Origin of the sequence: Shewanella sp. SM69, from assembly GCF_025653985.1 — a bacterium.
Classification (GTDB): Bacteria; Pseudomonadota; Gammaproteobacteria; order Enterobacterales; family Shewanellaceae; genus Shewanella; species Shewanella oncorhynchi.
On sequence record NZ_JAKKRV010000022.1, the window covers coordinates 53,521 to 68,756 of the forward strand.

General features: G+C 43.5%; 12 protein-coding genes, 1 tRNA gene and 2 pseudogenes. 7 read left to right on the forward strand and 8 right to left on the reverse strand.

The features are described from left to right. Both L5M37_RS21535 and L5M37_RS21540 read right to left on the reverse strand, forming a co-directional pair. Positions 1-1,476: an EscC/YscC/HrcC family type III secretion system outer membrane ring protein gene (locus L5M37_RS21535; protein ID WP_131525041.1), complete on the reverse strand. Its 1,476-nt coding sequence runs from the start codon at positions 1,474-1,476 to the stop codon at positions 1-3. Next, on the reverse strand, positions 1,473-1,862 hold the full coding sequence (locus L5M37_RS21540) for a hypothetical protein (protein ID WP_247651579.1): 390 nt from the start codon (positions 1,860-1,862) through the stop codon (positions 1,473-1,475). Before L5M37_RS21540 ends, L5M37_RS21535 begins: the two co-directional genes overlap by 4 nt. Positions 1,863-2,116: 254 nt before the next feature. Between L5M37_RS21540 and L5M37_RS21545 the strand changes: the two genes are divergently transcribed. Then, positions 2,117-4,891, forward strand: coding sequence for a two component system sensor kinase (locus tag L5M37_RS21545; RefSeq protein ID WP_263201807.1), 2,775 nt, complete (start codon positions 2,117-2,119; stop codon positions 4,889-4,891). Positions 4,892-4,945: 54 nt separating this feature from the next. Here L5M37_RS21545 and L5M37_RS21550 read toward each other — a convergent pair whose 3' ends face one another. The 3 genes and pseudogenes from L5M37_RS21550 to L5M37_RS21560 form a co-directional block, all read right to left on the reverse strand. Continuing rightward, positions 4,946-5,590 carry a two component system response regulator gene (locus L5M37_RS21550; RefSeq protein WP_131525039.1) on the reverse strand — a complete coding sequence of 215 codons (645 nt, stop codon included), beginning with the start codon at positions 5,588-5,590 and terminating at the stop codon, positions 4,946-4,948. A gap of 1,125 nt (positions 5,591-6,715) precedes the next feature. Then, positions 6,716-6,982, reverse strand: a pseudogene (locus L5M37_RS21555) (hypothetical protein); the annotation flags it as partial. Positions 6,983-7,299: 317 nt separating this feature from the next. Beyond that, positions 7,300-8,079, reverse strand: a complete 780-nt coding sequence (locus L5M37_RS21560) for a TOBE domain-containing protein (protein ID WP_263201808.1) — start codon at positions 8,077-8,079, stop codon at positions 7,300-7,302. Positions 8,080-8,284: 205 nt separating this feature from the next. On the opposite strand from L5M37_RS21560, the gene modA reads away from it, so the two are divergent. The 3 genes from modA to modC are packed head-to-tail and all read left to right on the forward strand — an operon-like array spanning position 8,285 to position 10,909. Beyond that, a complete protein-coding gene (gene modA, locus L5M37_RS21565) occupies positions 8,285-9,076 on the forward strand; it encodes a molybdate ABC transporter substrate-binding protein (protein ID WP_263201809.1) in 792 nt (263 codons plus the stop codon). A gap of 16 nt (positions 9,077-9,092) precedes the next feature. After that, complete coding sequence (gene modB / locus L5M37_RS21570; protein WP_263201812.1) at positions 9,093-9,830, forward strand: molybdate ABC transporter permease subunit; 738 nt, start codon at positions 9,093-9,095, stop codon at positions 9,828-9,830. Beyond that, positions 9,824-10,909: a molybdenum ABC transporter ATP-binding protein ModC gene (gene modC, locus L5M37_RS21575; protein WP_263201810.1), complete on the forward strand. Its 1,086-nt coding sequence runs from the start codon at positions 9,824-9,826 to the stop codon at positions 10,907-10,909. The genes modB and modC overlap by 7 nt, the downstream gene beginning before the upstream one ends. 87 nt (positions 10,910-10,996) lie before the next feature. Here modC and L5M37_RS21580 read toward each other — a convergent pair. Together L5M37_RS21580 and L5M37_RS21585 are read right to left on the reverse strand one after the other, a co-directional pair. Then, positions 10,997-11,083: transfer RNA gene (locus L5M37_RS21580), tRNA-Leu, on the reverse strand. 146 nt (positions 11,084-11,229) lie between these two features. Next, positions 11,230-12,819, reverse strand: coding sequence for a bacteriohemerythrin (locus tag L5M37_RS21585; protein WP_105251482.1), 1,590 nt, complete (start codon positions 12,817-12,819; stop codon positions 11,230-11,232). Positions 12,820-13,130: 311 nt separating this feature from the next. Here L5M37_RS21585 and L5M37_RS21590 point away from each other — a divergent pair, with 311 nt between their 5' ends. Beyond that, the gene (locus L5M37_RS21590) at positions 13,131-13,262 is read left to right on the forward strand and encodes a DUF3149 domain-containing protein (RefSeq protein WP_105251481.1); all 132 of its coding nucleotides are present in this window, start codon (positions 13,131-13,133) and stop codon (positions 13,260-13,262) included. A 141-nt stretch (positions 13,263-13,403) separates the two neighbouring features. Here the strand turns inward: L5M37_RS21590 and L5M37_RS21595 are convergent, their stop codons facing one another. Then, on the reverse strand, positions 13,404-14,015 hold the full coding sequence (locus L5M37_RS21595) for a superinfection exclusion B family protein (RefSeq protein ID WP_263201811.1): 612 nt from the start codon (positions 14,013-14,015) through the stop codon (positions 13,404-13,406). A gap of 168 nt (positions 14,016-14,183) precedes the next feature. Here L5M37_RS21595 and L5M37_RS21600 point away from each other — a divergent pair. Continuing rightward, positions 14,184-15,014: pseudogene (locus L5M37_RS21600) on the forward strand (histidine kinase); the annotation flags it as partial. A gap of 131 nt (positions 15,015-15,145) precedes the next feature. Beyond that, a partial coding sequence (locus L5M37_RS21605) for a DUF4277 domain-containing protein (protein ID WP_263201813.1) occupies positions 15,146-15,236 on the forward strand: 91 nt, incomplete at its 3' end.

Sequence of the window (15,236 nt, forward strand, 5' to 3'; positions counted from 1 at the left end):
TTAATCTCCTTGGTTAACGGGTTCCGCTTTAATCAGGAACAGACGCATCACGCTTTGAGTGTGGTGATCTGTGCTTCTAAACAAACCGCCCAGTAATGGTAGATCGCCTAGTAACGGGATCTTGTTCTGGGTCGTTTCATCTCTATCTTGTACGAAGCCGCCGAGTAACAGACTCTCCCCCGATTTCAGCGTCGCCTGAGTCGAGATCTCGGAGTTTTGCACTTGTGGTAATGGTTCACTACGGCTCACTGCTTGGCTCTGTTGACCATCCTGAATATTGAGATCCAACATCACAGCCTGATGACCTACTTCATCAATCAATCTTGGTGTGACTCGTAATAGAGAACCAGTGGTCACTGACTCTAATTTAGCGACTTTATCTCCTTCCAACTTAGTGTAAAATGTCACGTTTTTATCGAGTACTGCTTGCACATTGTTTAACGTAACCACAGAGGGACGTGAGAGCACTTTGGCCTTAGAGTTCTTCTCTAGTGCATTGAGGCGCATCATGAAGTTGCCAGTATTGCCTATGACAGTGGAAAAATTGTCACTGCTATCACCACTGTTGAAACTGACTGAACCACCCCCTAATTTGGCTGACGCCGACCAATCTATGCCCAACTGTTTAAAGTCAGAGGCGTCCACATCGAATATCGATACAGACACTTCAATCATGGTGGGCTTAGTATCGAGTTGTCTTATCAAAGAGCCATAAGTGGCCATATCACGGGCACTTCCACGGACTATGATGGCGTTTTGACGAGGATCAGCGGCAAAGACTGGACCGCTAATATTACTCACAGAACCCGCCACTGCATTGGCGACTTGTGTACCTTGATCCATTTCTTTTAGCACCGTGACTAATCCTGGAATACTCACAGGTTGGCTACGATATTCATAAATAGAGTCTGTGGCAGATGCGTATTTCAGTGGATAGACTTTAACCGTTTCTTGGTTTTCTGTGGTTTGTTTAGCATTGGCATCAAGTTGTGCCGTAAGTTTGGTGACACTGTTAATGCATTCGGGTACACCTGTGACTTGTAAGCCACTGATCCCTGCCATAGATTTAATGTTACAGACCCCCTTATCTAACACTCCTGCACTGCGCAGGTAATGGTCGACCTTAGTCGCGGATAAGCTAGTTAACGGTAGCACTTCACTATTAATTTCACTGGCTTTGTAAACATATAAGACTTCGTTGTTGTAGTACCAAACTAAGCCATAGCGACGGGTCAGATCTTGAATAACGGATTTAGGATCTTGTTCTTGGATTTGGCCGATATAGTTGTCGTTGACCTTGTTACTGACAATGACTGGTACGCCGTAATTGTTGGCAAAGTCTTGGATGACGGAGGCTAGCGCAGTGCCTCGACTGATCATTACAAAGGGTTCACCTTGCCATTTAATGTTTGTCAGTGGTGCAGCCTGAACTAGGCCAATCTGACAAAGTAACAGTAGACTGAGTAGTTTTTTCATACTGTCCTCCCGATAAGTGAAGCTCGATTGCTATCAACAGGTTTAAGCAGGCTCTTTTCGAGAAACCTCGCTATAGCAAGTTGCATGACAATCCCTTGAGATAAAGCTTCATCATCTTGAATTTCATCGTAATAACGCCATAACAACCAGAGTTCACCTCTAAGCTGAAGGCCACAATCTAAGGCGTGATCACTAGCGGCTAATGCGAGCGTTGCTTGTGTTAGCCAATCCACAGCAATATCGGTCGAAATCGCTAGCACTATTGCAATAGATACAGAGGTGTCAGTTTCGAGAACGAGGGCTTGTCTTTCGGCTAAGGTCCAAGTCGTGTTTCCTTCGACGTTTTGGCTAGCCAAGAAGCCACTTTCAATCAATCTCGTCAGCATTTTCACACCCTGTTTCACTTTCATGGGATCAGTATGTAAGTGTCTAAGCCTAGCGCCCATCAGGTGAACACCTTAACTACTTAAGGTAGGTAGATGAAAAATACCAAGCCTCAGTTATTCACCTGATAGCACTGGCCGTTAATGTGGTTAAGATGAGAAAATGGTTCGAATGGATTTCGAAGTTCATGCAAGAACAAGATGAATAGCGTATTTTTAACTGACAAAGGCCGAAATAAGATGAGCAGAGAACATAGATGAAGATCAAATGGAAGTTTTCCTTAGTTACTAAGCTCACTGTCTCCTTTATGTCAGTGCTCGTAGCTCTATGGCTGATGATGGAATATCTATCCTATAACAACACGTTCAGCCATACACTCGAACGCTCCTTAGTTGCCTTTAGTGAGCTCAGCGGATTACGGGCCGAGGTGAGTAATACACTTTTCACCGATGCCAGTTATGATGTGCGCCAGCTCGATAAACAGCTCAAACAGTTCGCTTCAATAGACAAAGTGAATGACCAGGAAATTGTGTCTCATTATTTTCCATTCCAAGCGAAAAGCCATGACGATACTTTGACCATGTGGGTCGCGCAAACATTTGGCAGTGCTGGGCAACACAGATATTTAGATACTTTCATCTTGAAACCTAACGAAGGTATTACGATTTATGCAGCATCCGATGCCAATGATGAATATTTTCAAATTCGTCTACGCGAGATAAAACAGCTCTCAGTACAAGCGTCGACTACAGGTTATCGTTGGGGAACACCGCTCAAGGACAAGAATTCAGAAGACTACCACTTAAGTTTCAGTTACTCGAGTGACCCACAGGATCCCCTATCCCCACAAGTCGGTTTTAGTATCAATTTAGCGTCAGCAATGTCACTAAATAATGCCTTAGGACCTGGGGACATTAGCTTTTTCATGACACCAAAGGGGGAGTTATTTTCTAAATCTACCTTAACCTTAACTCCGTCGATACTCGTTAAACTCAAAGATGAATTTAGTCATGACCACCCACATGCTAAGAACACCGCACACCCATTGGGCGATTACTATGTCATAAAAGAGCATATTCATGGGCCAGGCTGGCAGCACATCACATTAATTTCAGATGTCTATCTTAAAGATATGGCGTTAATACCTTTTTTTAAAGAGCTGCCATGCGCTCTGTTGGTCTTAGTTTTGACAGCAACTATCCTGCTGAATATATTAAAGATTAACCTTAGCAAACCTATGAGAAACTTCGTAAATATCATCAATAATGCCAGTCAGTCGACCTTCGAACACCGACTACCACAGGATCGTAATGACGAGCTGGGACAAATTGCGAAAGCCTATAATCATCTACTCGATACAGTAAAAGAAAGCTATGACGAGTTAGAGCAAAAAGTCACCCTTCGTACCAATGAATTAGCCTTGGCTAAGCAAGAAGCAGAAAAGGCCAATGAACGTAAAACCGAGCATCTAACAACTATCAGCCACGAAATTCGAACTCCATTGAATGGTATTACTGGGTCGCTCGAATTACTACGTAATACCCAACTGACACCTAAGCAAATGGATTTGCGTGATACCGCATATAATTGTGCCAATTCTTTACTCGCCATTATCAATAATTTGTTGGATTTTTCCCGTATAGAAGCCGACCAAATTGAAATGAACTTACAGTCTTACCCCATTTTGAAGTTGGCTGATGATGCAATGATCACCATCCAATCTCGGATCGTGAATAAACCCATCACCCTAAAATGCTTAGTCAATGCTAATGTCGCCGAGAAAGCACTACTGGATCCTCTGCGAGTCAGGCAAATTCTGGTTAACTTGCTCGGTAATTCGGCTAAATTTACCGAAGCTGGCCAGATTTTATTACGTATCGAAGTGGTTAAGCAGCATCTGTATTTTAGTGTGGAAGACACGGGGGGAGGGGTTGCTATTCAAGATCAGCAGCGTATTTTTGAACCTTTTGCACAAACTTGCCATCATAAATCGGGCACAGGGCTTGGTTTACCTATCTCAGCGAAACTCGCCAGCAAAATGAAAGGCAAACTCACAATGTTTAGCACTTTGGGCGAAGGTAGTACCTTTATTCTCGATTTACCCTTAGTTGATCCAACTGCGCCCCTATGTTTGCCTAATACGGTGATTGTCGCTCCTTTAGCCTTACATCCACAACTCACACTCTGGGGAGCTTGCCCCATTGAAGGGGATAATCCGGCATTAGCATCTCCTGAACTGGCTCACTTGCCGGCTCGTTTATGGCAGAGGCTCTTTGAAATTCGCCACAACCTGCCACATAAGCAACGTCAACATACCCCAACACTTCTCCCTTGGCGGTTAAAGATCCTCTTAGTCGACGATGTCGAAACTAATCGCGATATCATAGGTAAAATGTTGCTTGAATTAGGACAACAAGTCATTGCCGTTAGCAGTGGTGAAGCCGCGTTAGAAAAAGGTACTCGACATATCTTCGATCTTGTCCTTATGGATATTCGCATGCCAGGACTCGACGGTTATCAAACAACGCAACGATGGCGCAATAGTGAAGATATTCTCGATGGTGATTGCCCAATTTTTGCACTCACTGCCAACGCCAATCCTAAAGAGCATGACACAATAGAATCCGCGGGTATGAATAGTTATATCACCAAACCAGTGTCATTGAAGCAACTTAACCATGCACTCGAAGCCGCGGCTGATATGCAGTTAGATCGTGATATGCAGCTCGTGATAAACAATGAAATCGATGCGCCTATGATTGATTTTTCGCATACAGATCTTAATCATAGACTCGCTGTGCATCTGGCCGATATGGCACATCAGGCCAAGTTACATATAGAGAATCAAGCTTGGAAAGAATTGAGTGATGTACTGCATACCATCAAAGGTAGCGCTGGCTTAGCAGGTAAAAAAAACATTGCAAATGAAGCGGCAGATTTAGAGGTAGCACTCGAAACGAAAGAATGTTTGAGCCTAGCAGAATTTAGCGCACTCGATAATTTAATTCACGCATTAGACGCTGAAAGTTGATCTTAGACTAAAAGTGCAAGCACGGCACAAACTGTGCTTGCGCCACATCCATCTTTATAATCCGAGTCTTTGCACCCAATGCATTAACTCGGCGACATTATGCGCATTAAGTTTGCGCATTAAATTCATTCTGTGAGTCTCTACCGTTTTTAAACCAATCACTAAATCTTCAGCAATATCACGGTTGCGGCGCCCCTCACAGATCAGTTTTAGCACTTGTTGCTCGCGGGGGGTCAGCAAAGGGATATCCCCATCGACCACTCCACTCAAAGCGGCTATTTGCTGCTCATCTAAACTAGGATCGATAAAGTTTTTGCCTTTACTCACACACTTAATTGCCGCTAATAGTGTGCTCTTAGGGCTATTTTTTAATACATAGCCATTGGCGCCTACATCAAGCGCTTCCCGTGCACTTTTTTCCTCAATCGTCGCCGTTAACATAATAATCATCATCTCTGGCCAACGTTGTCTGAGCTGACGGATCACGTCCAATCCACCCATTCCGGGTAATTTAAGATCCATAAAGACCAGATCTGGCCTGAGTTTGAGGCATTTCTCGTATACCGCAAGCCCATCTTCAACCGAGCCAATCAGATTAAGTTCAGGATAAGGCGCTAAACAGCCCCGTAATCCATCAAAAATCAACGAATGATCATCGACCACTAAAATATTGATCACTTTTCCATGACTAAATGCCATATACGTCCCTAGACTCTAATACTCAAAATCATAAAAAGTTTTTAAAACCATCGATGAAAAAATGATTTAACAGCATTAAAACCCGTTTAATATTTAAGAAATAATGAATTAATCAGTTAAAATAGTTATACAAAAATAGTAATCATGGTGCAAGTTTAATGTATAAAAATAAAATTTGAATAGCAACAGGATTAGTTTTTCTCTCTCAGGTAACTCAGTTTTCCTTCATAAGTTTAAGGAATAATGCTACTAAAGGATTGAGAGCTTATTCTATATATGGACATGTGTGCCTTAACGGATACAAAACACTTGACGGTAATGGCCGAAATTTTTACTGGTTGGGCTTTAGTATAGTTGGTAGAGAAGCTTTTGCAAAAAAGGATATCAGGTTACTCAACAATAAATCATTTAACCAAAATAAAGAATAGTTGCCATTTGATAAAGTTTATAAAGTATGGTCAGTATTTTAGTAGTTAATTATCTAAGTTCAGACTTACCCATTATTTATAGATCTTCACTCTCACATTAATCAGGAATTATTTACAATAAGACAATTAACATTTACCCTGGATATAAAATAAACTATTAAATCCAAGAGAGTCATATAACAGCTAACTATTAACCCTATAAACATTACACTTTAACCATTATTAAATTAATTTTTAATCTATCATGTACAGTCTAATTACTCTAACACCTTTCAAGCTGGTCAATTTTTTGTTCAATTCATCTAAGAGTTAAAGCAAGTTACTGTTTTAGGAAAAGTGTTTTAGTGATGTATTTATAGAATCATGACACTCATCATAGATACGCTTTCACCTTTAACTTTAAACCTTTATAACTCTTTTTCTGAGGTAATATTTTGATGCCAACTTATTTAACTTGAGGAGATAAAAATGATCCAAGCTAATACTATAACTAAAAATCGCTACCACACTGAAAACCCTAAGTAACTGAAAAATATTAAAGGATGTAGGGGAAACGGCCAAAATTAAAGAAACTCAAGAGTCATTGCTAGCACAATGATTAACACTTGAAGATTTAGCAAGGCAATCTACTGTATCAATAAAACTTCGCAAAAACGTGTAGTAGCCGAACAGCCAGAGCTTACATTTTAATACACTGTTAATCGCGAAAGAGGGTATATAAGCAGAGCACTGTAGGATCCCCTAGTAATTCATAACCCCAACAGCTATGAATTAATGAGAGTTCGGCCTGTTTCTTCGCAGCACAAAGCGCGTCATCTGCTGATATGGAATAGTCATGCCGTCGCCGTAACAGTTCTTTGCCCATCCAGACTGTCGATAACACATTCAGTTTCTTCACCGTGTTTGCTTGGAAGTGCCGCTGTAATTACTGCATTTCTCCGTATAACCCTACCCACAAAAATGCCTGTTACACCAACAAGGCTATCGATGTGCCATCCTAAATGAGTTAAGTTAGTGAAGCTATCAGTGTTGATGAATAGATAAGCGACCGTGCTGTGTAGCAGTGTTACGAACAAGAGCCTGAGATGGTGAACTGACAGTTAAACATGGACATTGTTTGGCAAAGGAGCTCCAAGAAAGGATTGCTGTTGCTCCCCCTTTGGGTCAACTCTTGATTTAAATACAAAAACGAACGATCCCACTTCGACAACAATAACGCCAAGTCACTGGCCATCCCCAGAGAATAACCCAATGATTAACCGAATTAATCACTCAATTCGACTAATTCATGCTGGCAAGGATCACCTGCGTGGCATCAAAACAGGCGAAACATGATTCGCCGACAGCCAAACTCTGCATTTGGTTGAGTGGCATCACCGAATAGATGATGTCTTTGCCATCAATAGCTATGGCTAATTCGGCCTTATCGCCAAGTTCAGTCACGCTCAGCAAACAACCGCTTAAGCAATTTTGCCCATCCACTTCACAGGCATAAGTCGTCGCCAATACAGCGGGGGCTTTAAACAGTAACAACACAGATTTATCCAGGGCTAACTGCAAGCGTTCGCAGCTCGAATGGGTCACTGAAATCTGAATCTGTTGTCCGCCCGCTAAGGTCACGCTGATTTTGTCATTTAATCCAAATGAATCAATGCTATTGATACGACCCGTTAACTGATTGCGGGCGCTAGTGTTGAGGGAGAAATGCGCCATCACATCCAATAAACTGTGCATATCGACGGACTCATCGAGCAAGGCGGCCAAGGCCATTTCTTGTACTTGGGAGGTGATGGAATACACCTTAAGCAACCGTTCGCCAAATTCGGTGAGTTTAGCGCCGCCACCGCCTTTGCCGCCCTTTTCGCTACACACTACGGGTTCCGGCATGGCGGTGTTCATCTCATTGATCGCGTCCCACGCCGCTTTATAACTGATCCCCGCAAGCTTGGCGCCTTGGCTGATCGAGCCTGTGTTGGCAACCTGCTCAAGCAGGCTTATCCGCCTAGGATTGGCGAAGGGCTTATCCCCGAGGGAAAGCGTAAGTAATGCATGTAAATCCATCGTTTATCCAGCACCCAAGTCTGACTTGAGTCCTATTGTCCTTCATCGTCTTGAGGATACCAATAAGATTGCCGAGATATTTCAGCGGATGAATACCATTAATCCGCAAGAAACCGCACACAGATCACTAATTGATTGCTTAAGGCTTGAATGATCGATGTATAGATTGGTATATAACGATCTCTTTTTATCACGGAGGAACACAATGAAATCCATTCACCTTAAGCAATTACTGCGTTTTACCACGGCTTCATTATTCACAATGGTACTGACATCTAGCCCAATTTTTGCGGCAGACAATGAGCAAGTGACTGTTTTTGCAGCGGCATCGCTCACCAATGCCCTTAACGAAATCGGCCAGCAATATGAAAAAGAACACAATACTAAGGTGATATTCTCCTTCGCCTCTTCCTCAACACTGGCAAAACAAGTGGCCAATGGTGCACCCGCCGATCTGTTTGTCTCGGCGAATCAAAAGTGGATGGATTATCTGGTCGATGCTAAAGCGGTCGATGTTAACAGCCGAAAAACCTTGTTAAAAAATACCTTAGTCTTGATTGCCGAGAAAAATAGTCCCATCACAGAAGTCGTGCTCAATGGCGATTGGGATATTAAAGCCGCATTAAAAGGCAATCGTATGGCTGTTGGCGACCCTGATCATGTACCCGCTGGACAATATGCCAAGCAAGCCCTCGAAAACCTCAAGCTGTGGCAAGCCGCTGAGCCCTTACTCGCCCGTGCTAACAATGTCCGTGCCGCCCTCGCGTTGGTTGAACAGGGTGAAGCGCCGCTTGGCATAGTGTATTCAACCGATGCGAAAGTCGCCCAAAAGATCAAAATCGTTGGCACCTTCCCAGAAACGAGTTACAGCCCAATTGAATACCCTGTCGCCTTAGTCAAACAAGAATCGACCGCAAGCGCCAAAGCGTTCAATGAGTATCTGCAAGGCCCAAGCGCAAAAAATGTGTTTGAAAAATATGGCTTTGGAGTGAATTAGGGTGCTGAGTGGTTCTTTGTTAAGCAGCTCATTTTTAAGCGGCTCTCTGCTAAGTGGCTCTCTTTTAAGCGACTATGAAATTGCCGCACTGCTGCTCAGTTTAAAGGTGTCATCCGTTGCCGTTATCGCCAGTTTACCCTTGGGCATTTTATGCGCTTGGTTGCTGGCCAGAGTCGAGTTTCCTGGCAAGGCCATATTCGACAGTGTGCTCCATCTACCATTGGTGTTACCGCCCGTGGTAGTGGGTTACCTCTTGCTGATCAGCATGGGCCGCCAAGGTTTTATCGGCCAGTGGTTATTTAATTGGTTTGGCATCAGTTTTAGCTTTAGTTGGCGCGGTGCGGCCCTCGCGGCGGCGATAGTGTCATTCCCGCTGATGGTCAGAGCCATACGCCAATCCTTTGAAACCGTAGATATTCGACTCGAGCAGGCCGCACGCACTTTAGGTAGCAGTCGATGGCGGGTATTTCTCACCATCACACTGCCGCTCACCTCTCCGGGGATAGTGTCAGGCATGATTATCGCCTTTGCTCGCAGCCTAGGGGAATTTGGCTCGACCATTACCTTCGTTTCTAATATTCCCGGTGAAACTCGTACAATTCCGCTCGCCATGTACTCTTTTATTGAAACCCCAGGGGCAGAATATCAGGCCATGCGCCTGTGCATTATCTCGATAGTTATCGCGCTCGCGTCTTTACTCTCCTCCCAATGGCTGAGTAAAAAAGCCCTGCAGAGGACAGCAAGCGTATGCTAAGGATAAATATTGAAAAACGGCTCGGACAACTGCAACTGAAAGTCGATACCCAATTGCCATTGCAAGGCGTGACAGCCGTTTTTGGCCGCTCGGGTGCGGGTAAAACCTCGCTAGTGAACCTGCTCGGCGGGCTTTCGACCCCAGATAGTGGTGAAATCCGCCTCGGTGACAAACTGCTTTATCAACAAGGCAAAGTGAACCTTCCCCCAGAGAAGCGTCAAATTGGCTATGTATTTCAAGAAGCACGACTGTTCCCGCACTATAGCGTGAAGGGCAATCTCAACTATGGTGTGCGTAAAGCTAACCCAGTCTTGTTCGATAGAATTGTGCAACTACTAGGGATTGAAAAACTCCTCAGTCGTTATCCCAGCGCGCTATCGGGCGGTGAAAAACAACGGGTTGCCATTGGCCGTGCCCTGCTGACATCACCTGACATGCTGCTAATGGATGAGCCGCTGGCATCACTCGATTTACCCCGTAAACGCGAGTTGCTGCCCTACTTGCAAACCTTATCGCAGGAACTAAAACTGCCAATAGTGTACGTGAGCCACAGCCTAGATGAGATCTTACAACTGGCGGATTATATGCTGGTGCTGCATCAGGGGAAATTGATTGCCCAAGGCGCCTTAAGTGAAGTGTGGAATAGCGAGCAAATGCGGCCTTGGGTGCCATTGCAGGAACTCAGCTCACTCCTCAGTGCAAAGGTCGCCGACAGACATCCCGACTACCCCATGACTCGACTCGTGATGGATGATGGAAACTATTTGTGGGTAAATGGCTACCTGGCTGAAACGGCAAAAAAACTCAAAGTGCGTATTCAGGCAAATCATGTCTCGGTTTGCACTGAGCTCCCCAAAGGCTCAAGTATCCGTAACCTGCTAAAGGGAGAAATTAAAGAGTTATACCCCAGCGATAACGGCGAACAAATCCAATTAAAAATAGCCCTAGGCCGCGATGAACTTTGGGCCAACATCACCCCTTGGGCCTGCGACGAACTGCAACTCACTCATGGAAAAGCGATTTATGCACAAATCAAAGGCGTGACTATGACGCAAATGGATATCGCCGAATCCCACTAGCTCAACCTAGAGCACCGAGCGAAAACCAAATTTCAGGCACAAAAAAACCGACTCTAGGTCGGTTTTAGTTCCTTCATCAGAAGGATTTGGTACCAGTGGCCAGACTCGAACTGGCACGCTTTTAAGGGCGGGGGATTTTGAATCCCCTGTGTCTACCGATTTCACCACACTGGCATATCAAATATGCACTTAGAAGCAATCAAAACAACTGGCTGTCTCTAAGTGCTGGGAATTATACCTTTGCTTATGACAATGGCAAGTCTTTTGCCGCGACTTTAATACAAATTGCATTTAACCGCTCAAAAATCATGCTCTTGGGGTTATTCTGCGCCATGGGATAATAAAAAAGCGGTATATTCTTTATCACTTTTTTGAATATGGTTTACCAACCAAGCTTTCAAGAAAGCCATTAATTCGTCGGCAACATCTTCACCCCTAACAACCCGCTTTTGAAAATCAAGTACTTGCCCAACTAACTTGCCGTGCTTTTCCTTATGGCTGTCAGTTTGAGGGTAACCAAAACGCGCAAAGAGTTCCTCTTCATAGGCAAAGTGATTGGCGGTGTAATCCACTAACCCTTGCACGATACGTTTGATGGCTTCAAGTCCATACTCTTCATTTAATGTGCGGTGTAATTCATTGATCAATGAGACTAAGCGCTGATGTTGACGATTGATCTCTGGCATCCCTATGTCTAACTCAGGTCCCCATTTCACAAAGAGTTTATTTTGTGCCTGACTCGAATTAAAAAATGCCGCATTCACATGGAATCGATGCAGCAAGGAGCCGATTTCCTGCGACATGTTATACACTTTCAAACTCGATAAGTTAGTGTTGTTGGTGTGGGAGGCATTACTCAGGGCTAGCTCAGCCATCACACTGATATTTTTATTAATTTCCTCTGCTACTGTATGTTGTTGTCCCGATGCCGTGGCGATTTGGTGGGACATATCGGTAATGGTCTCCACCTGAGCGACAATCTGCCCGAGTGCACTGTGAGCTTGATCAACCATATCAGCCGTTTCGTCGGCAATCGCCACGTTTTTCAACATGACTTCAACACCATGTTGTGCGCCTTTTTGTAATGCGGCGATTTGCTGCTGGATCTCAACCGTGGCTTCGGATGTTCGTTTAGCGAGATTACGTACTTCATCGGCGACTACAGCAAAACCGCGACCATGTTCACCCGCTCTCGCACTTTCAATGGCAGCATTTAAGGCGAGTAAATTGGTCTGTTCGGCCACCTGCGAAATGGTTTCAATAATGCTACTGATATTGTTGCTGTCGGCGGCCAAGTGCTCGATCACGGTTCGAGTATCATGGATCTGTTGCGACATAGCGCCAATTTTAGTGACTATGCCATTCATGATTTGATCGCCGCGCTTAGCAGAACTTTGGGCAATATCAGCTGCCTGCGCAGCACTCACCGCATTTTGCGATACGGCTTGTACACTTGAAACCATCTGTGTCATTGCACTGGCTGCCAGTTCCGTTTGATGCTCTTGCTCTAACACGCCTTGCTTTGCCTGCTCACTGATAACCTTGATATCCGAGGCGACTTTTTTCATCCCTTCACAGGTATCAGATAAAGACAAAATCGTACGGCTGACATCTTCACCCATGCGATTAATGTTATGTACTACCTTAATGAACACACCCGCATCTTTCTCTTCCAATTGATAACTCAAATCTCCCTCGCCTAAGTGGTGTGCTGCACGCTCAAGTTGTCTCAAATTACGAATTAATTTATTGATGTTGAACATTAAAATGGCGGCGAGCGCGCTTAAACACAAAATGGCAACAAAGTGCCCTGTGATCACCAAACAATAGAGGGGATAAATCAGCAACAATAGTGGCGCAAAGATAGAATTATATCCCATTGAATCCTTGTGACTTTTTTTAGAATCCATTTTTTACTCCTTTAAAAAACTGATATCGCGCCTTCATATAAAAACAAGAACGAATAAATGGAATAGCGCGTTAACTAAATATCGATCGAGTTGAATAGGTTAATCCTAGACGCTAACGGAAGAAGAAACAAAGCTAAATTGTTTGAACTCGTCGCTGTTAAGCATACCCTTAAATTTGACCAAGATCACAGAGTTAACTAAGGGTTATGACTTTGTATTCCTATGTCGATTTTTTATTGATCGAGATCAGTATTTTAGCTATCGAATACCGCTAATTTAGCGAGGACTTCACAGGAAAGAGGATTTCAGTCATGGCATTTTGGTTAGATCTGATGTTTGGTAACCCCATAGGCTTACTTTCAATGATCGTTATCTTTAGCACAATAGGGATAGTGTCTTATATCACTTGGATGTTCATTGTGAAGTCGGCACCGAAACCATAGTTTTTGCTCCAATTGTTCTTCATGTTTCTTGTATAAATGCAAAATCTAGGGGGTCTTATCACCCCCATTTTTTGTTGTCTCGCATGTTAAAAGTGCTAACTAAAACATAGCTAGCACTCATCCGAGTGGGGCTGAACACGCCTATGTTGCGTGTTTTCTGTTTTGTACTAATCCATTCAAAAATTGCGGGCGCGCCTTAATCAACGACTGCATTTCTTCTTGGCTCGGCTCACCTGCTGGCAAACGCAGCACATCACGGTTAAGGTACATACGCGCTTTCATGGCAATCTTATAGTCGGCGGTCGGTCCCTGAATCGCATAATGGCGCTCGTTACCGAGCTTTTCTAAGATGCAGGCATTCACTAAACTTTTTACAGCGGGTTCATTTTGCGGCAGAGTCAAAATCGTGGCGCCTTGAAGAAAGAATTCCCTCACTAAAGCTCGCTCAGCGGGATCAAGTAGATTCACTTTAGCTTCAATCGTCTCAATAACGCGCTTATCACTTAAATGACGGATAGACTCATCTAAGCCTAAGTTAATTAATTGACTCAAAAAGTAAGCGATAGAAACGATTAGACCTAATCCAACAAACTGTGCATGTTCTGGCACAAATTTATCGAGCGCCAGCACTGCCAGCACATTAGGGGGAATAAGAAGTAAGACAGAACAACTCACCATAAGCCACAGCATGACTCTAAACATCATTTTCTTCGGGCTAAAAAACTTAACTGAATCCAGCTTGAGTTTAAACATAGTGCTATCCCAGTGACAAAAAATTGAACTTATCGGCTAATAAGCAAATTTAATGCCACAAATGAAGACATATTTCGTTGATTTTATCTGCGAGAAAATGCACTTTCTGGATCTGTAGGTCTATGCTTATAAGCATCTCAAGCCGCTATTGCATAAAGAAAATTTAAGATGCTGACATTCTTTAGCCAACTTATCAAAAGCCCCATAGGCAGGCACCTTACCCTGTCTATTGTACTTTTTAGTTCTGTTATCACCTTAATCACCACTGCGTATCAGTTGATCAGTGATTATCGCAATGATGTCGTGCGTATCGATAGAGTATTTTCCAACATGGAAAAGGTGAACTTAGATGTGCTCGCCGCCAGTATTTGGGTTATTGACGAGCGGCTCATTAACACTCAGCTCAATGGGCTAATTCAGCTGCCCGATATTAACTATATTTCGATTAAAGATGACAGCGGCCAAGCATGGAATGCAGGCGAGCAAAAACAAGAACACTCCTTAGATAAAACCTTTCCTTTAGTCTATAAATCACCGACTGAAAACATCAATGTCGGCACACTCGAAATACAAGTCGATGTCGATGCTATCTATCAACGCTTGTATGATAAGGCCATTATCATTCTGCTTTCTAATGGCATTAAAACCTTCTTAGTGGCTGGGTTTATTCTATTTTTAGTGTGGTTCAACATTACTAAACACTTAGATAAACTCAGCCAATACTGCAAAAATATCGACATAGACCATGAATACGAGCCACTACAATTTGACCGTCATGAAAAAATTGATGAATTCAAACAAGTCGCCGATTCCATCAATAGCATGCAAGTACAACTTAGAAGCTCATTTAGCGCCTTAAAGAATTCTAAGACGGAACTGCAAATAGCCTTAGAAGATAGAGAGCGGCTACTCAAGCTCGAACGTAGCTATAAAGAAGAGCTCGCAAGGCAAGTAAAAGAAAGAACACTAGAGTTAGAACAATCCCTTAGCGCACTAAAACCGTCATTCCGCAGCTAATTCCAGAATTTAAATAGTGTGATCTGGCGATCAGCTTTTCATAAAAACTACGACACCATCTTGACCGCGATCGACAGTTTTGATCTATTACTGCTATTTGACGGTCTCAAAATATGTCTACCCATCCTGTTATTAAACGCTTAGATCACCTTGGTCTCATTGCCGCCTTTTGTCACGAAATTGGCCTGCCACGGATGATAGATG